Origin of the sequence: Paenibacillus glucanolyticus, assembly GCF_037333485.1 — a bacterium.
Lineage (GTDB): Bacteria > Bacillota > Bacilli > Paenibacillales > Paenibacillaceae > Paenibacillus_AQ > Paenibacillus_AQ glucanolyticus.
The window spans coordinates 6,028,600-6,048,531 of record NZ_CP147845.1 but is presented as its reverse complement, the minus strand read 5'-3'; the positions used below and the strand labels follow the sequence as shown (position 1 = coordinate 6,048,531).

The following is a 19,932-nucleotide window of genomic DNA, read 5'->3' as shown; positions in this document are numbered from 1 at the left end:
GGGAAACACGGTTTGGTACACGACCTTATACAACGACTAAAAACAGAATACAGCGATGAAGGTTTTGAAGAGCTATACCGGTTATATGCGGATCGGGCGATTCGCACGGCAACGGCGGTAACCGGAAGTGCGGCAAGCGCTGCCGATGTGGTCCAGGAAACCTTTATCCGGGTTTACCGCAATCTGGGATCCTATGATTTGAGCAGGCCCTTCGATCCGTGGTTCAACCGGATTCTCTATAACGAGTGCAACCGGTATTTGAAGAAACATTCGAGGATGGTGCCCTCCGAGATTTCGGAGGAGCGGGATCTTCCTTCGGAAACCGACACCTACGATTTCGACCGGCATGGTGAGGTATACGAGATGGTACAGCGGCTTGATGACGAGCATCGGATCCCGGTGATTCTGAAATATTTGAATGATTTTGCCGAGAAGGATATTGCCGACATGATGGAGCTGAACGTCAACACGGTGAAATCCAGATTGTTCAGAGCAAGAAAGAAGTTAAAGGAATGGATGCTGCAAAAAAGGGGAGGGAATCAGCATGGGACGTGATCCATTGGATAAACAGCTTAAAGACAGCTTAGAGAAGGGTACGGATGATGCGATGCAATATAAAGATGAGATATGGACGTCGATTAAAGAGCGTATTCATAGTGAGCCTGCGCCGCAAAAGGCCGAATCCGAAGCGCCATTCACTCCGCGCGAGTCGAAGGTAAGGCGCCGGCCTCGGCGAAGAGCTGCCGGCTGGATCGTGGGAACCGCAGCCGCAGCAGCGATCGTGTTTGCCGTCAGTTTTCAGACGGTGCCTGTCCAGGCTTTTATCGATCAGGTGAAGGAATGGTTTGCTCCAGAGAAAACGGTGGAGCAGGAGCTTGAAGGGATGCCGGAAACGAGTGTGGATTCCTTGCATGAGGGTGCGGATTACGTGATTTATATAGATGAGAGCCGGTTTAAGATGGTTCATGGAGCGGACGTTGACCGCATTGAATTGAAGGAGAAGCCGACGGATGGCCGCTATCCGGAAGTGTTCATGGAAATCTCGCAGGAGGGCATCGACCCTAAAGCTGCAGCGGAGCGAATCCAGGGTGAGCTGCAAGACTATCCGAAGGTAGAGTCGAATCTGGTCGAGGAACCGGTTCAAGGCTGGGAAGTGCGTGCCATTGGCGGAACCGGCGGTAAAGAGTGGGACGATCCGGTAGTGCGGTATTATGTTTTTGATAACGGGCAGGGCGGCAGCTTTGTTGTGAAGCAGCAGTATTTCCTGGAGGCCTCGGAAGGCTTCGGCGTACGTTTCCGGAACATGATGGAAGAGTTCCATATTACCTCGAATACAAATACAAAGGACGATAAAGAGTAAGGATTATGAATAAAATTAGAATGATGTTGATAGCGTCAGTGTCAGCCCTTGTTATGGGAGGATGCAGCAATGAAACCGCCTTTGGCAGAGCCTCCGGTTGACACTTCCGTGCAAGGACTTGAATAAGGGTGTATCGGATGACACAGGAAGGGGCTATGGAGAAACCGGGGCAGGCAGATTGAGGCCGAAGCGTATTCGCTGAATGAAGCAAACCTGCGATGTTGTCGGATTAACATGGATAAAGAGTGAGTTGCAAAAGGATAGTCCAACCGGATGGTGTGGGCTATCCTTTTTTTTATTCAATGATAAATACATCACCTTATATGTAATGTTATATAACACATTGATAAGGTTTATATATAAAAAGAAGCCCTCCCGAATCTTGGGATTTAATATTTTCAATTTGTTGAAAATGGCTAAAAATATAAGAATATCGTTTCATATCTCTATTTGTAAACGCTTTTTCTATTACATGTCAATTTTGTTATATTAACTAACATTAAATAGAATAACGCTAACGAATACATATTATTGAGTCAGTTAATATGACATAACCTTACATCAAAGGAGAGTGCAATGATGAAACCAAAGTCAAAACGTCCCATAGCCGTCTGGAGTACCGCTGCAATAACTGCTTTTGTTATTTCCTTATCCCCGATCGGAAGTTATGCGGCGCACGCTGCTGCGGTGACGGAAGTCAAGGGAACGGTTAGTACACCAGCCCCTGCACAGACCCCTGCAGCGCCTGGGAGAAATACGACGGTTCCTCCATTATCGCAAGCTTCCAAGCAGTCGGCGAAACCTAACGTTCTGGTAGTTGCGACAGGCGGGACATTGGCAGGTCAATCGACAGATGCCACTAGCTTCCAATCTTACCGGGCGGGTACGCTGAAGATTGAAGACATGGTGGGTGAACTCCCGAACACGGACAAGATTGCGGATATCAGCACTCTCCAGTTCGGCAACTCCGGATCCAGCGCCTATACGATGGCGGATTTGTATGATCTATCCCAGACCGTCGACCAAGCCCTGAAGGGGTATGACAGCGTTGTTGTCACAACGGGAACAGATACGATGGAAGAGATTGCGTACTTCCTTGATCTGACCGTGCAAAGCGATAAGCCTGTGGTGATTACAGGCTCCATGAGACCTTGGACGGTTATCGGTTCCGATGCCCAAGCGAATCTGTACAATGCCATCAAGCTTGCCGGAAGCGGCCGCACAGAATCCTTCGGTACCGTGCTCATGCTGAATGATACGATCCATCTGGCGCGCGGCGTAACCAAAACCAATGACTACCGCACCGACACTTTCGAAACGCCGATGCTCGGCGCAGTCGGATATATCGATGATGAGAATATCCGGATATATCGTGCCCCGCTTCGTGCAATGAAGGCAGAGGGAGAAGGGAAGCCGGTATTTGACCTGAGCAAAATCACGAAAGCGGATTTGGCGAAGGTTGAGATTGCGGTTTCCTATCAGGAAGCTGGCGGCGGCGCGATTAAAGGCTTTGTTGCCGACGGAGCAAAAGGCATCGTCACTTCCGGTACCGGCGCAGGCGGTATCTCGAGAGAGATGAGTGCGGCCCGTAAAGAAGCGATCGAGAAGGGGGTGGTTTTCGTAACAACGACCCGGACAGGCTCCGGTAGCGTATACGGCGGCGGGGAAGGCATCATTTCAGGTGACAACCTGAGTCCTCAACAAGCGCGTGTGCTGCTGCAGCTCTCCCTGTCCTTTACAGATGATTTCAATACCATCAAAGGCTGGTTTGCAACTTACGGAACGCCTGAAGTGTAATCTCAGTCATTTTTTAGCTGCTCCTTATTCCTACTGAACGATGAAGTTCCTTCCTCCACCATATATTTTGCCGCCAGGGATACCCTGGCGGTCTTTTTTTGTGCATGCAGACAGCAGTAAGACCAATGGGCATGATGGATTGTCACATTCGTGTAACAAACCGGGGTTAGAGTAGGTTCTGAGGTGATGATATGAAAATACAATTCAAAAAAAGAAACGCAGGAGGTATTTCGCAACGCGTTAGTTCCCAAAGTGCGGTAAGGCACCGGGTGAAGAGGCGCTGGAGAGCCTCCCGGCTGCTCCTCCTGGCATCCATTGTAATGCTCGTAGCCGGATGCGGTGAACCCGCTCCTAACACCAAGCCCCCGGTAAATGGGGAGAATGGATCTGGGCAAATACAAGAGGAGCCCAAGGGCAAAATTACATTTTGGAACCAGCAGCGCAAAGGGACAAACTTTATGAACTCCGAATCGCTGCCGGAGAATTACGAAGCCGCCAAGGAACGCAATATCGAGTTTATTCGGCTTGCCCCGGACAAATGGGCCAAGGACCGTGATTTTCTGTTTAATGACCAGCCGGACTTGAAGCCGAACCGTGACTTCCTTATCGGGAATGCAGATCAATATGAAGGTTTGGTGGAGGAGGATTTTGCTAAATTAAAGGGCGATCTGGATGCGGCTGAAGCTCGCGGCTCCAAAGTAGTGCTGACTGTCCTCAGTCTCCCGGGAGACCGCTGGAGGCAGTTTAATAACAAGAAGAACGATGATCGGATATGGGAAGATGAAACTTATCATGAACAAGCAGCACTTTTCTGGAGAGATCTTGCAAGCCGATTGAAGGATCACCCGGCGGTGATTGGTTACAATCTGATCAACGAGCCGCATCCCGAAACGGCGACGGGCTTTCACGATTTCTGGACTGAGGATTATGCCGAATGGTATAAGGGGGTTGAGGGCACAGCCGCAGACTTGAACAAGCTGTACGATACTATCGTCAAGGCCATTCGAACGGTGGATTCCGACACACCCATTATTTTAAATTCGGGCCTATATGCCACGCCGTGGGCATTCCAATATTTGAAGCCGGTGCAGGATGATAACGTGTTATACGCTTTCCATATGTATGAGCCTTATGAACTGACAAGTCAGAACAAGAAAAAGGGCCTTGCAATTGAATATCCGGGAAAAGTGAAGGTTGGAGAACAGCAAACAGAAAAGGAATTCAACAAAGAAACTTTAAAACAATTTCTGGAGCCCGTTGCCAAATGGGCGGCTGAACATAACGTTCCTGCCAATCGGATTATTGCCGAGGAGTTCGGGATTAACCGGATGGTAACCGGAGCAGATCAATATCTAGCCGATTTGATATCCATATTTAACGAATATGGCTGGCATTGGGCGTTCTACGCATTCAGAGAAGACACTTGGGACGGGATGGATTACGAGATGGGAGATAAAAAGCCGAATTGGAAGTACTGGGAGGCAATTGAAAAGGGAGAGCAGCCGCCTCGAATAGAGATCGACAGTCCGATGTGGGATGCTCTGAAAGAGGGACTTGATAAGCAGTAGTTGCCGAAAAATGTTAAATAGAGAAATGGCGGTGCTCAGGGTAATCCTTGTACCGCCATTTCAATTTATCAGTCTGCTGCCGCTTGACTGAGTAAGTTGATGGGCAAACGAAAGTCCTCCAGCTTCTATTGCTTTCTATGTCAGCTATTTGTATACTTTACTATAGTAAACGATTACTACAAGTGAGGGATACTATGAAGAAGCCGACCACGATACATGATATAGCCAAGATGGCAAACGTTTCTTCGGCGACGGTTTCACGCGTGTTGAGCAACAGCAGCTATCCTGTCAGCAAGGAGCTTAAGGAGCGTATCCAGCAAATCGCGAAGGAATCCAATTATATCCCGAATATGCTGGGTAAACAGCTGAAGAAGAATAGCAGCAATACGATCGGAGTCATCATTCCTTCTATTGTGAATCCGTTTTATTCTTCCGTCATTTTCGGGATCGAAGAGGTAGCCCGGCAGAATAACTTTACCGTTATCGTGTGCAATTCCTTGCAAGATCCTGCGCTGGAGGATGAATATTTAAGGACGATCATGGAGAAACAGGTCAAGGGCTTGATTATCTCCTCGATTTCCAAGGACAAGAGTCAACTGACACAATTGATGAAGCTTGGCTTGAATGTCATCGCAATTGACCAGAAGATCGATGAGGACAACGTCAATCAGATTGAGTTCGACTACCATAAAGCAGGCTACCTGGCGACCAAGCATCTGCAGGAGAAGGGGCATGAACGCATTGGTTATGTTACTTCCAAGCTGGATCGTCCTAGCCGCCGAAGCATTCACCAGGGTTACATGTCGGCCATGAAGGACGCGGGTTTGAAGCCGCTGGTGGTCGAGTCTCAGACTGAGGAAGTGTACAATGCCATCACCGAATTCGATACCGGCAAGCAGCTGACGCAGAAATTGCTGGAGCACTCGCCGCAGCCGACGGCGATTTTTGCATGCAATGACATGATGGCCTTCGGTGTGATCAACGAGCTGTCCCAGCGCGATATTCAGGTGCCGGAGCAGGTTTCGGTTATGGGGTTTGACGGCATCGACGTGGGACAGATGATTCATCCGCCGCTCACGACGATTAAGCAGCCAGATTATGAGATGGGGAAGATGGCCTGCAAAATGCTGCTGGATATGATGCAGGGCGATGACAGCCCGATGTTTGACGTGATGCTTCAACCTAAGCTGCTGGAGAGAAAGTCGATCCGGGATATCCGGGGCGAGGGGAAATGATGCAGCGGAATAAAGCCTGAGCAGGTATTGCTCGGGCTTTATTTTTTGCGTTAAAAAGATATCGATTACTGAATAATGACTTGATCCCATTCAGTAACAACATGTGGAAAACTATGCCTAATAAACCTCGTAATACCTTATACAAAGCCTGACCTCGGACTTGTGAAATAAAAATCATTATTTAGATAATAGAAAACTCTATTCAAGAAAGGGCTTCCATGCTATACTCGGACAGAAATCGATTACTATAAATTTTAAAACATTTGGAATGAGCTGGAGCAGAAAACACGCAATCCTATTTTTAAACAAAAAAAGGAGGGTTTTCAATGTCGAAGAAGTTTAGTGCGATCTCCCTGATGCTGGCGTTTATGATGATTTTCAGCGCATGCTCCTCATCCGGCGGGTCAACCGATGGGGAGGCATCACCTGATCAATCAACAGACAATAAAGAGAAAGTGACCCTGAAGATTGGGCTGCCTGGAAGCTACGAGGTGACGAGCAAGGAAATTATCGATGGATTTATAACCTCCCATCCGCACATTAACGTTGAAATTCAAGAAGCGCCGTGGGGGGACTTCACATCCAAGATCGCCACACAAATCGCAGGCAACACGATGCCGGATGTCTGGTTCCAAGAGAACGCTACCATACTTAGCTACGGACAGCGCGGTGTAGCAGAGGATCTATCCTCCTACATTGAAGCGGATCTGAAGGCAGACGAATATATCGACGGTTTGTTCTCGGCCAAGGCACCCGACGGCAAGGTCTGGGGTGTGCCTCATGGCATTAATCCGATTGCACTCGCGTATAACCAGGATGTTTTCGAGAAAGCTGGCGTCGCGGTGCCGACGGATGACTGGACCTATAACGATCTGATCGAAGCCTCCAAGGCACTGACGGTCAAGGAAGGAGACAGAACGAGTCAATTCGGATTTATCGGATCGTTCTCCATAACCAACGGATGGTTCCCTTGGATCAAGCAGGCAGGCGGATCCGCACTGGATGATACCTTGACGAAATCGCGGTTTGACGACCCCAAGACTGCAACCGGGCTGCAGCAGTTGTACGATGGGCTGGACCAGGGATATTTTGCGGACATCGACTTTCTGAAAGCGAACGGCGGCGAGCTCGAAGTATTTGCAAGCGGCAAGGCGGCGATGTATTTCCTCCAATACAGTTTGCAGGTGAATATGAACGAGAGCTTTGCGGATACGAACTGGGATGTTGTCAAAATTCCGAAAGGCGTTGACGGCAAGCGTTATGTTCCGATGGTAGCCAACACCTGGCTTGTCTCCTCCAGAGCGAAGCAGGAATCCAAGGGTGCTGCCTGGGAGTTCCTGAAATATTACCTCAGCGACGAAGTACAGGACATGATCGTCAAGACGGGTTCCACATTGCCTGTGAAGAAGTCAGCGTTGGATCAATTGAAGGACAGTACAACGAAACCGCTGAACAAGGCAGCTTTCACGGACGGCATTGATGAAGGCGGCGTTACCTTGGATGAAAATGCTACCTGGAGCGAATGGCGCATTCTGGTGCAGCAGGTGGTCAATGAAATCATGGTAGGCAATGTTTCAGTTGAGGACGGCGCGAAAGATATTCATACCAAGGTTCAGGAAGTGTTGGACTCCAGTAAATAGCTTCATGGGATCAGAGCCGGTGCAGTCTTGACGAAGTAGCGGATTGCACCTCTTTCCCGCTATCGAAAGGTAGGTGTGTCATGCAGAAACAAGGATACTGGGGCTATATATTCACATTGCCATTTGTCGTTAACGTCGTGGTATTCCTCTTATTTCCGATTGTGTTCTCCACGTATATTTCCTTCACGGAGTGGGATTTGTTTAACGCGCCAAGATGGATCGGGCTGGACAACTGGGTTCGCGTCTTGAACAAACATGAGTTCTGGGTGTCCATCCGAAATGTATTTGTGTTTGCGCTCATTTTCGTACCGATTCAGACAATCATGGCGTTTGTGATCGCCTTTATGCTGAATCAGGCCATTCGGGCCAAGGGATTGTTCCGCCTGTTCTACTTCCTGCCCGTCGTAACCCCGTGGATCGCCGGTGGCGTGGTATGGGTATGAATGTTCAACTACCAATACGGTGTCATCAACTGGGCACTGGAATCCATGGGGCTCGACCCTGTGAAATGGATTGATAGCAGTAATTGGCTGATGGTGATCTCCAGCATCGCAATCGTTCAGGTCTGGAAGGGTGTAGGACAATCCATGATCATGATTCTGGCAGGCATGCAAAATGTTCCGAAGGAGGTGCTGGAAGCCTCGCAAATCGACGGCGCCAATGGCTGGAAGCAGCTGACGAAGGTTGTGTTCCCGATGGTAACGCCGATGGTGTATCTCGTGATGATTTTGTCGACCATATCGGCGTTTCAGGCATTTGATGTGTTCCTCGGTTTGTTCGGGTCCATCACCACGGGGATCCCGGAACGGAATATGGTTCCGAATCTGCTGGTGTACCGGGATGCGTTCCTGCTCTTCAAAATGGGCCCTGCATCCGCCACGGCGTGGCTGCTGTTTGTCATCATTCTAGTCTTCACCCTGTTCCAGAAGTATTTCGAGAAGAAGTGGGTGCACTATGACTAAGACCACTCACCCCTTACTTAAGGTGCTTATGTACCTGCTGCTGATCGTTGGTTCGGTGTTCATGGTGTTCCCATTCATATGGATGTTGTCTACGTCGCTGAAAACGGTAGGCGCCATTTCGCAGATGCCGCCGCAGTTAATCCCGAATCCGATGAATTGGGATAACTATATGACGATATGGAACAAAATCGACTTCGGTCGTTACACCATGAACAGTTTTTTCATCGTTTCGATCGAGATGGTGGGTTCCTTGGTCTCCAGCGCATTTGTGGCCTTTGGGCTTGCGATGTTCACCTTCCGTCTGCGGGGTCTCATCTATATGATCATGCTGGCAACCTTGATGATACCGTCTCAAGTGACGATGATTCCAACCTATTTCATCTGGAAAGAATTTGGCGCATTGAACTCGTATTACCCTTTGATTGTGCCCAGCTTTCTGGGCGGGGCGTTCGGTATTTTCCTGATGCACCAGTTCATCAAGTCCTTGCCTAAAGAGCTGTATGAATCGGCTACGATTGATGGCTGCAGCCCTCCGGGCATATTCTTCAAAATCTATCTGCCGCTGTGCAAGCCGGCACTGGCTGCGCTGGGGGTATTCACCTTCATGGGCGCGTGGAACAACACGCTGGGACCCTTGATTTACTTGCAAGACAAGGAATTATATACATTACCGCTCGGCTTGCTCTACCTGAAATCGGAGAATGTCAACCAAGCGCTGCTGATGGCAGGGGCCGTCATTACGACACTGCCTGTTGTCTTGGTTTATCTGTTCGCGCAGAAGCAATTTGTTCAGGGTATCGCTTCGACAGGGATGAAGGGCTGAAGGAGGAACTTACGACATGAAGAAGTACGTGCTGGTCGGCGCTGGATCCAGAGCGCTGTATATGTTTGCTAAGCCGATGGTAACGGACTGGAGTCACATCGCGGCCTTTGAAGGCGTATATGATGCCAATCCGCTGCGGGCGCGCCTTCTTAGCGAGGAGTGTGGAGGAATTCCCGTATATGACGATTTCCACGAGATGATCGCGGCTGCGAAGCCGGATGTGGTCATCGTGGCGAGTACGGATTATACGCACCACACTTATATCGTGCAAGCTTTGAGCGCCGGGTGTGATGTCATCAGCGAGAAGCCGATGACGATTGATGAAGACAAATGCCGTGAAATTCTGCAAGCGGAGCAGGCGAGCGGCAAGAAGGTGACGGTCACCTTCAACCTGCGGTTTGCGCCATATTTTGCAGCCGTGAAGGAACTGCTGCTTCAAGGGGCGATCGGCGAGATCTACCATATGGATCTGGAGTGGTTTCTGGACCGAAGGCATGGAGCGGATTACTTCCGCAGATGGCATGCCGAGATGAAGAACAGCGGCGGACTGCTGGTGCACAAGTCCACGCATCACTTTGACATCATGAACTGGTGGATGGACAGCCGTCCCGCTGAAGTGCATGCTTTCGGAACGAGACGGGTGTATGGTGACGATCGGCAGGAGCATGGAGCAAGGTGTCTGACCTGTCACCGGAAAGCCGATTGCGAGTTCTATATGGATATTGAGAAGGACCCGTTCATTGAACAATACTATCATCAGGCTGAAGAAGAGGACGGATATATTCGGGACCGCTGCCTGTTTGACAGCCGGATCGATATTTACGATACGATGTCGGTCAACGTCCGGTATGACAATGATGCGATGCTTACCTATTCCCTGGTCGCGTACAGCCCGTATGAGGGATGGCGCGCCGCAATCAACGGCAGTAAAGGGCGAATTGAAGTCTCAAATATATACAGTAATGCGGATATGAAGCAAGTGGAAGCAAGCAGGATTCATATTTACCGAACCGATGGCTCCGAGGAGGTTGTAGAGGTTAATACCTCGGCCGCCGGTCATGGTGGCGGTGATGCGAAGCTGCGCAAGGCGCTGTTTGAAGGGGGAATTGACGACCCGCTGGGGCAGCAAGCGGATAGCTCGGTAGGCGCGGAATCCCTTCTGATCGGCGCTACGGCCAACCGCTCCATTGCCGAAGGCAGGGCCCTTACGCTCCCGGATATATCACCGAATTTCGTTAATGGGAGCTCGTTGAGATGAACAGCGTGCAGGAACTGGAGCAGTATATCTGTACTTTATATGACACACGGGATCAGTTGAAGACGCATGTATTTGACCGCTCCGATGCTGCATTTGCAGCCGGGGACGCCATGCGGGATGCCATCGTCACGCCCGAGGCGGCAAGAGTGCGACAGGTGGAGATCAGGGAGGCTTTCCTGAGGTCCATCGGCGGGCTCCCCGATGTCTCTGCGAATCCGGAAACGGAGGAAGGGCCGACAACCGGGGAGGATAAATCGCTTGACAGCGCTCCGCTTAAGGGACGTTCGATCCGGACGGCGAGGGGGTTCGGTGAAGCGTCAGGTGTCAGATCGGATCCCTTCCTTAAGGGGCGCACGACCGGTGTGACTCGTGGGGCTGGCTTTCAGGTAGAGAAAGTCGTGTTTGAGTCCAGTCCGGGATATTATGTCACCTCGAATCTGTACCTGCCCGATCATCGGGAGGAGCGGTCCGCGGCCATCCTCTTCCTGAGCGGTCACGAGTTCGAAGGCAAGCACAACGCTTATTATCAGCGTGTCATCCAGCAATTTGTCCGGGCGGGCCTGATTGTGATGGCTATCGATCCGATAGGACAGGGAGAGCGCCTTAGCTTCTGTAACTCGGAGGAGAAGGAAGGGAGCCGCATTTGGGGCACGCAAGAGCATCAGCAATGCGGGTTTCAGTGTCACTGGCTCGGAGACAGCATTGCACGCTATTTCGTTCATGATGCCATGCGGGCCGTGGATTATTTGTGCGAGCGGCCTGAGGTGGATGAGGCAAGGATTGGCGTAACGGGAAACTCCGGCGGCGGAACCCAGACGGCCATGATGATGGTCTGCGATGAACGCATTGCGGCGGCAGCTCCCGCCACCTTCATCATGAACCGGCAGCTGTATATGCATGCCGGGGGCGTGCAGGATGCCGAGCAGGTATGGCCGGGATTAACCAGACTTGGTTATGACCATGAGGATCTGCTCATCGCTTTTGCGCCGAAGCCGCTGCTTGTGCTGGCGGTGGAATATGATTTCTTCCCGATTGAAGGTACGCGGCGTACCGTTGATCGCAGCCGGCGTTTCTGGGAGCTGCTGGGTCACCCAGACCATGTGCAGCTTGTGACCGATGCCTCCACGCATCGCTATACGGACCGATTGGCAGAGGCCGCGGCAGCATTTTTTGTTCAGCATCTTCAGGTGAGGGTGAATGCAGCTTATGAAATGAAGATAGAGGCATTGCCGTCGGAAAATCTGTGGTGCTGCTCCAGCGGTCAGGTGTACCGGGATTATGCGGATGCAAGATCGATCAGGAATTTCAATGAGGATCGCTGCGATCGACTGGCCCAGGCGCGGTCCTTGCTGCCCACGCAGCAAAGACAGGATCAAGCAAGGAAGTGGCTGCAGGAGAGGATCTACGCTTTCCGCAAGCCTTGCGAATTGAATCCGCGCGTGATCCGGCTAGGCGTGGTGGAGGGTCTTGAGGCCGATTACCGTCTGTGGTGGTCGCAGGAAGGCATCATGAACAGCGGTTATGTATTCCGACTTGCCGGGGGTGCAGTCGGGCGAAAACAGCCGTTGACCGTTGCTGTTTGGCGGGGAGGGACCCGCCGATTGAAGGAGCACTGGGAATGGATTCAGGAGACGTGTCGATCCGGCTGCGCTGTACTGGTGCTGAATACGTCCGGGGTCGGTCCCCATGAGCCTTATCCGATATACGGAAAGCCTGCACATTCCTATTTCGGGGTGCTGCATAAGCTGGCCGATGATCTGATCTGGCTCGGGGATAGCCTGGCCGCACTGCGCACGTTCGATGTACTTCGATGTGTAGAAGCCGTCTCGCACTTTGATGAATGGCAGGGAGGAGTCATCCCGTTCTATGCCGTGGGACGGGAAGGGCTTTACGTGCAGCTTGCGGCTGTGATCGATCCGGGGATTGGACAGGTTAAGGCCGTTGACTCTTTGAGCAGCATCTCGAAGTTGGCCAGTGCACGGCAGCTTGAGGAAGAGGGAGCGATGAGCGTTGTGTTTCCCGGCATGTTGAAGGTGCTTGATCTTCCCGAGCTAAACGAACCGCAGGGCGATGACCGCGGGCAACGAGAGAGAAAGGAAGTGGAAGGACATGAGTAAATCAAAACCACTGACCGTCACACTGATCGGAGCCGGACTCCGGGGCATGATCTATAGCAGTTATGCACTCCAGCGGCCGGATGAGATGCGGATTGTGGCGGTTGCCGATCCGGATGAGGTGCGGCGAAGCCGCTGCCAGGCCAAGTTCGGGCTGGCCGATGAGCGATGCTTTACGAGCTGGGATGAGCTGTTTGCAAGGCCGCGGCAATCGGATGCCGTCTTTATCTGCACAAGGGATCGGGATCATTATGAGCCGACCATGAAGGCGTTGGCGGCGGGATACCATGTGCTGCTGGAGAAGCCGATGTCGCCGGAATGGCAGGAATGCATCGATATGGGCCGGCAGGCGGAAGCCTATGACCGTACGCTAACGATCTGCCATGTTCTTCGGTACGCCCCCTTTTTCCAGGAGCTTAAGCGGCTGCTCGATGAAGGACGGATCGGCCGTTTGATGTCGATCCAGCATAATGAGAACGTCGGCTACTGGCATCAGGCGCACTCGTACGTGCGTGGATATTTCAATAACACCGAGTCCTCCAGCCCGATGATTCTGGCGAAATCCTGTCATGATCTCGACATCATGCAATGGCTGGCCGGAGGCCAATGCCTGAGTGTGGCATCCTATGGCCATCTGTCTCATTTTCGCCCGGAATCCGCTCCGCCCGGCGCGCCGAAGCGCTGCCTGGACGGATGTCCGGTGTCTCATGAATGCCAGTATTATGCGCCGAACACCTATCTGATCGAGAACGCAGGCTGGAAGGGCGAGGCGGCAAGCAACGATCCAAGTTATGAGGCCCGTTACCAAGCGATGCTGGAGGGGCCTTTTGGCCGGTGCGTCTATCATTGCGATAACGATGTCGTGGACCATCAGGTGGTCAGCATGGAGTTCGAGCATGACATTACGGCCGTGTTCACGATGAGTGCATTCACGGAAAAATGCAACCGCACGATCAAGCTTATGGGTACCGAAGGCGAGATTCGGGCCACGATGGAGACCAATGAAATCGAGATCCGCCGCTTTGGCAGCGGCAAGTCGGAAGTGATTCAACTCGTCGATCCGGAAGGCCATGTAGGCCATGGCGGCGGGGATATGCGCTTGATCCAGGATTTTGTGAAGTCGGTGGGGTCCCAGGGCCAGCATGACAGCTCCACTTCGGCCAAGGCGTCGATACAGAGCCACCTGATGGCGTTTGCCGCCGAGCGTTCCCGAGTAGAGAAGCGCATGGTGAGGCTGGAGGAATTTTTGCATAGCGGCGCTCTGGCTTGAATTTCTGTACAACAAGGAGGAATTATCATTATGCAGTTGAACATATTGGAGCATGCGGAGCAAGCAGGTTTAGAGGCAGCCCGCGCTTGCGAGGCCATTCTTCGCGATACGATCGCGGAAAAAGGAAGTGCGCGCATCGTCCTGTCAACAGGCGCGTCACAGTTTGAGTTTTTGTCGCATTTTGTGAAGCTGGATATGGAATGGAATAAGATCGAGATGTTCCATTTGGATGAATATATCGCACTGCCGGAATCTCACCCCGCGAGCTTCCGTAAATATTTGAAGGAACGCTTTCTGGCCTACGCGAATGTCGGCAAGGCATGGCTGATTAACGGCGAAGGCGATCCTGAGGACATGGTGAAGCGGTTGAATGAGGAAATTGTGAAAGCGCCTGTGGATCTAGCCTTGATTGGAATCGGAGAAAATGCGCATATTGCCTTTAATGATCCGCCGGCTGATTTTGATAACGAGTCGCCTTATACAATCGTGAACCTGAGCGATACGTGCAAGAACCAGCAGGTTAGGGAGGGCTGGTTTGCATCGAATGAGAAAGTGCCTCAGCAAGCGATTACGATGACGGTCAAACAGATTTTGAAGAGCCGCCATATCGTATCGGTTGTGCCTCATCAGGCAAAGGCGGCTGCTATTCTGAATACCATTCAAGGCGGAGTAGATAACCAGGTGCCCGCCACGATATTGAAGACCCATCCAAGCTGGATGCTGTATCTGGATAAAGCATCGGCAGCGCCGATTTATCAGTGGGCTTAATTATTCAGATTAGGGATGCTGGTGTAATGCGTGCAGAGCTGCTGATTCCGTTATACGAGTGTGTAAACCATCCGGTGTGCTCGGCAGCATGAAAAGAGCGCGCAAAGCGGGTGAACCGAAAGTTATGCTCATCTGTTCTCTGTCTGGAGCGGAGGAGCATGTCGATGAAGCCATGATCACCGCTTCCGCTGCCTGGGAAAGCGTCATATGAACAAACCTGTGAGGGTAGTTGTGTAATTTAATGAACTTGCACAGATATCGAGTTCATTTATGCGAAGAACAAGTATAGAACAGTTAGGGGGACGCCTATGTTGTGGCGAGGTAAGCTCCCGCACACCGGGGCACTGGTAGAAATAGAGGCGTTAGATGGACGAATCGCGGATGTGCGGCCGTTGGGTCAGCATGAGACATCGGCGAAGCTGCCCTGGATCAGCTGCGGCTGGATCGATTTGCAGGTCAATGGTTTTGGCGGCTACGATTTGAACGGCACCGTGACATCGAGGAGTGATATCGAAGGCGTGACGCTGGCGCTGCATCGCCGGGGCGTTGCTTCCTATTTGCCAACCGTCATTACAGGCAGTTACGACCGGATGCGTCAGGCATTCACCGCTTTATCCCAATATGTCCAATCCAGGCATTTGGGAAGTGCCTCAATTGCAGGCATTCATATGGAGGGACCTTATCTATCCGGTGAAGACGGCAGTCGTGGGGCGCATCCGAGAGAGTACGTCCGAAATCCGGATTGGGATGAGTTTCAGCGGCTCCAGGATGCGGCGGACGGGCTAATTCGGATGGTAACACTTGCGCCGGAGCGTGAGGGGGCGGTTCCTTTTATTGAGAAACTGGTTAAATCAGGCGTTGTGGCAGCGATCGGGCATACGATGGCTACCGGGGAGCAGATCGAGCAAGCGGTGCAGGCAGGGGCGACGGTGTCGACCCATCTGGGGAACGGCTCACAGCCGATTCTGCCGCGGCACCCAAACTATATCTGGCATCAGCTGGCTGATGACCGGTTATGGGCAACCTTTATCCCGGATACACACCATCTGGCACCGTCCGTGCTGAAAGCCATGCTGCGAGCTAAACGGGAGAAAGCAGTGCTCGTTAGCGATGCCGTCATGTTCGGCGGCATGGCCCCCGGACAGTACAGCAGCCTCATCGGAGGCGCAGTGGAACTGACGGCAGACGGCCGCCTGCATACGGTAGAGAATCCGGCGATACTGGCCGGTTCCGCTTCTTCCCTGGACGTCGGTGTTGCGAATGCGATTCGCTATACGGACATGATGCTGGCGGAAGCGATAAGCGCGGTCACAAGCCGCCCGGCAATGGTGTTGAATGTGCCGCAATTAGGTGAGCTGGACATTGGTCGTCCGGCGAACCTGACACTGTTCGATTGCCATGCGGACGGGACGAATATGTCTGTCCGGGAGACCGTAGTTGCAGGTGAGACGGTGTATAGATCTGTTTGATGTCCGGATGGTGAACGAGAGGGGGAGCGTGGGAAGTATTTCACTTTCCGTCGGGGTGTGAGTGTAAAGTATGAGCGCGAACCGCCGCGCCCGCAGGCCGCGCAAGTCCCTAAAAGGGACTTGCAGAGCGACCGCCGCGCTCGCAGGCTCTACAGATCAGCCGCGCTCCTTCGCCCAGCCGAACAGCCATAAAAAATCCCCGATGTGGCGCGACACACACGGGGATGTTTTTTGGCTTTGTTCTATTTTTCGATATGTTCTTCGAACCAGCGGACAATATGGCTCAAGCGTTTTACCCGCAGATGCGGGTGGCCGCTACGGGACAAGTTGTGGTCCGCTCCCGGGAAGCGGATCAGCTGGGTTTCCCGCCCGAGCCGCTTCAAGGCGATGAACAGCTGTTCGCCCTGCTCGATCGGGCAGCGGAGATCCTGTTCTCCATGAAGGATGAGGAGCGGGGTGTTCATGTCCTTCACGTAAGCGAGAGGTGAATGCTTCCACAGCTTCTCCAGGTCATCCCACGGATTGCCCCAAATCTGATCCTGCGTGAATGAGTAACCGATATCGCTGACCCCGTAGAAGGAAATCCAGTTCGATATTGAACGTTGGGTTACTGCCGCTTGGAAGCGGTCGGTATGACCCACGATCCAGTTGGTCATGAAGCCGCCGTAGCTGCCGCCGGTGACACCAAGACGGGAGGCATCAATATATGTGTAGGTATCGAGAACATAATCCACAGCTTCCATCAGGTCCTGATAGTCACATCCGCCGTAATCTCCTCTGACAGTATTAACGTGTACCTGACCGTACCCGTGCCCGCCCCGGGGGTTTGTATAGAATACAGCATAACCGGCTGCAGCAAGCAGCTGGAATTCGTGCATGAACGTGTGAGCGTACATGGCTTGAGGTCCACCGTGAATCTCAAGCACGGCCGGAACTTTGGAGCCTTCGGTAAAGCCTGCAGGCTTCATGATCCAGCCTTGAATCGGCCAGCCGTCGGAGGTATGGAACGTAAAGGACTCCGGCGTGCTTAACGTAATCTCATTCCAGAGCTCTTCATTGCAGTGGGTCAGGCGGCGTTCTTTGTCCTCGGCTGCAGAGTAGCTGAACAGATCGCCGGGCTGGAGCAGGTCAGCAGCGGCAAAAATGATTGTATCCTCAGGAGTTAAAGCAAATTGATATACCTCGCGTTCACCCGATACCACCAGGTCAAAAGATGAGCCGTCCAGAGCAAAGCGTCCGATATGCACGCCGCCGTCCTGGCTAAGCTGGAGGTATACCGATTGACCGTCCTTGCTGAACAGAGGAGGCGTTCCTGCACCGGATCTCATATCACTTACAGCGGCGTGCCCTAGCTGAACATCCATGTCCGTAAAGAGGACACGGGATTCTCCACCGGAGAGCGGAACGAGATGAATCTTGGTCAGCGTGGCAAACCCGCAGCTGAGATCGCTGGCGAGCATAAGAACATACTGCCCATCCGGAGTGAAAACAATGGACCCGATCGACAGTGTTCCGTCCGTTATTTCGGTTACGGATTTGTCCGTGAGGTCCATCACGAATACATCGTTAGTCAAACGCAGATCGGGATCCGGGAACTGCTCCGTGGCTAGACTGTTGCTGTATGCGATGTGGCCGCCATCCGGCGACCAGGCGAAGGCATATACGTCATAATCGCCATCAGTTATTTGCTTGCATTCCTCCGTTGCCGGATTCACGATATATAGATGATTTCTACGTCCATTCCACAATCCGCCGCCATCGGCTTTATATTTAATGCGGTTAATGATCTTTTCTTCGGGCAGCTTATTTTTATCGTCTTTGCCTTGGTCTTCGCTTTCGGTAGACTCCGCTGCTTCCGCCTCACTTCGAATCAGAAGGCGCGTGCTGTCCGGTGACCATTTAAATGCACTGACACCATGCTTCATGTCGGTAACCGGGCGGGCTTCCCCTCCGTTGGCAGGCATGATCCATATCTGTGGCTTGTCGCCTTTTTTACGCAGGAAGGCGAGCTCTGACCCGTCGGGGGACCAAGCAGGTGCAGCATCGGCTTCGCCGGATGTGAAGGGAATGTCCTGGGTTCCAACTGCAGGCAGCAGACGGATGTGGGAGCGGTAGCCGTCGAACTTTTCGCTGACGGATTTATGTACGTATGCTATAGCTCCGCTTGCGGGAGAGACAACGGGGTCATTTACCCAGTGCATCCGGTACAAATCCTCCGGGGTTATAAGTCGCTTATCAGTCATGAATCATCCTCCTAATCTTCTCTGTGAGTTAACCCTTATTATCCCAGATAATGGTATGAAAATCTAGACAAAAGAGAGAGGTAGATTGCGAACATTTCAATCCAAATGCTAGTAAAATAGAGGGGGAAATTACAATAATACTAGGTAATGAGATAGCGGTTTCGTAGTGAAAAGGTCCAGTTAATTTTCTGCTGGTCAATTTATATATGAAATGTGGTTGATAGACTCCGCAGCAGTTCCTCTTCTCTTTTTGTTATAATTGAGATAGACTCTCAATTAGGAGTATGTAAAAAAGATCAACTATATATAGCTCGGGAGGAATCAGATATGAATGTAAGTGAAGCGATCCGTACGCGCCGCAGCCTTGGCAAAGTCAAGCCTGACGCCGTGCCGCAGGAATGGATTGAGCAAATCTTAGAAGCAGGGACCTGGGCGCCGAACCACAAGCTCACGGAGCCGTGGAAGTTTTTTGTGATGCAAGGAGAGGGACGGGACGTTCTGGGTAATGCTCTTGGAGACATACAGGTTGCAGGTGGCGACGATACCAGCGAAGAGGTGGTAGCTGCAGCTCGTGAATCGGGACGCACGAAGGCCTATCGTGCACCGCTTGTCATCGGTGTGGCGGTTGAGCCTTCCACGGACCCGAAGGTGATTGAGCTTGAAGAGTACGGAGCGGTGTTTGCAGCAACTCAGAATATGCTTCTGCAAATCCATGAGCTTGGTCTTGGTGCCGTGTGGAGAACGGGTGAGCCGTGCTTTCATGCCCTGATGAACCAAGCGTTTGGTTTGAAACCAGACGATAAAATGCTGGGCTTCCTGTACATCGGATATCCGGATATGGAGCCGAAGCAAGGAAAACGTCAACCGGCAGCGAGTAAGACCGTATGGCTGAATAGTGCTGCAGACCTGTAGTTTATCTACCCTCGGCAGCGAAAATCCGGTATAATTAACCCTAAGTTTGTCGAAGGGTGTAATGGCATCCGGGCGATTGACACTAGGGGAGTGTACATGGATGAAATTTCGATTCAAGTTGTGGGATCTGGGCAGTAAACTTATTTTTATAGCAACCTGTTTAGCGCTGGCTTCCTTCTTTTTTAAATGGCTGGATATTGGCGTGGCTGCAGAGAACGGCTTTTTGCAGGGCGGCGCGTTTTTCATAGTATGTTTTATCTATCCATTTCTGAAAGTGGTTCGCGAGAAGAAGATGAACAAGATTATTGCATACGCTTTTGCGCTTGCAGCGATTATCTTGACCATGATGTACGTATCGTCCAAAACGGTCGATTTTTTTGGGCAGACAATCAGAGGGGCTGCTGCGGGGCCGTATCTGTTCATGGTATCGTGCGGGCTGCTGAGTTTTGGGATTTTCAAACGCAAATATTAGATTCCTGCTGCATGCACCTGCAAATTATAAGAATCAAGGGC

General features: G+C 51.8%; 18 protein-coding genes. 17 read left to right on the top strand and 1 reads right to left on the bottom strand.

What is annotated here, in order from left to right:
- Positions 1–12: 12 nt before the first annotated feature.
- From WDY75_RS27985 to WDY75_RS27915, 15 genes are all read left to right on the top strand, one after another.
- A complete protein-coding gene (locus WDY75_RS27985; protein WP_006207907.1) occupies positions 13–555 on the top strand; it encodes an RNA polymerase sigma factor in 543 nt (180 codons plus the stop codon).
- Complete coding sequence (locus tag WDY75_RS27980; protein ID WP_006207908.1) at positions 545–1,360, top strand: hypothetical protein; 816 nt, start codon at positions 545–547, stop codon at positions 1,358–1,360. The genes WDY75_RS27985 and WDY75_RS27980 overlap by 11 nt, the downstream gene beginning before the upstream one ends.
- Positions 1,361–1,936: 576 nt before the next feature.
- On the top strand, positions 1,937–3,157 hold the full coding sequence (locus tag WDY75_RS27975; RefSeq protein ID WP_063478459.1) for an asparaginase: 1,221 nt from the start codon (positions 1,937–1,939) through the stop codon (positions 3,155–3,157).
- A gap of 191 nt (positions 3,158–3,348) precedes the next feature.
- Positions 3,349–4,725, top strand: a complete 1,377-nt coding sequence (locus tag WDY75_RS27970) for a glycoside hydrolase family 5 protein (protein WP_063478460.1) — start codon at positions 3,349–3,351, stop codon at positions 4,723–4,725.
- Positions 4,726–4,919: 194 nt separating this feature from the next.
- Positions 4,920–5,960 carry a LacI family DNA-binding transcriptional regulator gene (locus tag WDY75_RS27965; RefSeq protein WP_006207911.1) on the top strand — a complete coding sequence of 347 codons (1,041 nt, stop codon included), beginning with the start codon at positions 4,920–4,922 and terminating at the stop codon, positions 5,958–5,960.
- 326 nt (positions 5,961–6,286) lie between these two features.
- Complete coding sequence (locus WDY75_RS27960) at positions 6,287–7,600, top strand: ABC transporter substrate-binding protein (RefSeq protein ID WP_006207912.1); 1,314 nt, start codon at positions 6,287–6,289, stop codon at positions 7,598–7,600.
- An 80-nt stretch (positions 7,601–7,680) separates the two neighbouring features.
- Entirely contained in the window at positions 7,681–8,043 is a 363-nt protein-coding gene (locus WDY75_RS27955) for a carbohydrate ABC transporter permease (protein WP_231887989.1), read from the top strand.
- The gene (locus WDY75_RS27950) at positions 8,044–8,562 is read left to right on the top strand and encodes a carbohydrate ABC transporter permease (protein WP_231887990.1); all 519 of its coding nucleotides are present in this window, start codon (positions 8,044–8,046) and stop codon (positions 8,560–8,562) included.
- A complete protein-coding gene (locus WDY75_RS27945; protein WP_063478461.1) occupies positions 8,555–9,385 on the top strand; it encodes a carbohydrate ABC transporter permease in 831 nt (276 codons plus the stop codon). The genes WDY75_RS27950 and WDY75_RS27945 overlap by 8 nt, the downstream gene beginning before the upstream one ends.
- A gap of 16 nt (positions 9,386–9,401) precedes the next feature.
- On the top strand, positions 9,402–10,643 hold the full coding sequence (locus WDY75_RS27940; RefSeq protein WP_063478462.1) for a Gfo/Idh/MocA family protein: 1,242 nt from the start codon (positions 9,402–9,404) through the stop codon (positions 10,641–10,643).
- Positions 10,640–12,760 carry an alpha/beta hydrolase family protein gene (locus tag WDY75_RS27935; RefSeq protein ID WP_063478463.1) on the top strand — a complete coding sequence of 707 codons (2,121 nt, stop codon included), beginning with the start codon at positions 10,640–10,642 and terminating at the stop codon, positions 12,758–12,760. The genes WDY75_RS27940 and WDY75_RS27935 overlap by 4 nt, the downstream gene beginning before the upstream one ends.
- The gene (locus WDY75_RS27930) at positions 12,753–14,027 is read left to right on the top strand and encodes a Gfo/Idh/MocA family protein (RefSeq protein WP_063478464.1); all 1,275 of its coding nucleotides are present in this window, start codon (positions 12,753–12,755) and stop codon (positions 14,025–14,027) included. The genes WDY75_RS27935 and WDY75_RS27930 overlap by 8 nt, the downstream gene beginning before the upstream one ends.
- 30 nt (positions 14,028–14,057) lie before the next feature.
- Positions 14,058–14,795, top strand: a complete 738-nt coding sequence (locus WDY75_RS27925) for a glucosamine-6-phosphate deaminase (protein WP_006207918.1) — start codon at positions 14,058–14,060, stop codon at positions 14,793–14,795.
- Between the two features lie 88 nt (positions 14,796–14,883).
- Entirely contained in the window at positions 14,884–15,006 is a 123-nt protein-coding gene (locus tag WDY75_RS27920) for a hypothetical protein (protein ID WP_006207919.1), read from the top strand.
- Positions 15,007–15,103: 97 nt separating this feature from the next.
- The gene (locus tag WDY75_RS27915; RefSeq protein ID WP_063478465.1) at positions 15,104–16,264 is read left to right on the top strand and encodes an N-acetylglucosamine-6-phosphate deacetylase; all 1,161 of its coding nucleotides are present in this window, start codon (positions 15,104–15,106) and stop codon (positions 16,262–16,264) included.
- 242 nt (positions 16,265–16,506) lie between these two features.
- On the opposite strand, the gene WDY75_RS27910 is transcribed toward WDY75_RS27915, so the two are convergent.
- Entirely contained in the window at positions 16,507–18,507 is a 2,001-nt protein-coding gene (locus tag WDY75_RS27910; protein ID WP_063478466.1) for an alpha/beta hydrolase family protein, read from the bottom strand.
- 327 nt (positions 18,508–18,834) lie between these two features.
- Between WDY75_RS27910 and WDY75_RS27905 the strand changes: the two genes are divergently transcribed.
- On the top strand, positions 18,835–19,419 hold the full coding sequence (locus WDY75_RS27905; RefSeq protein WP_063478467.1) for a nitroreductase: 585 nt from the start codon (positions 18,835–18,837) through the stop codon (positions 19,417–19,419).
- 100 nt (positions 19,420–19,519) lie between these two features.
- Entirely contained in the window at positions 19,520–19,891 is a 372-nt protein-coding gene (locus WDY75_RS27900; RefSeq protein WP_006207923.1) for a hypothetical protein, read from the top strand.
- Positions 19,892–19,932 lie beyond the last annotated feature (41 nt).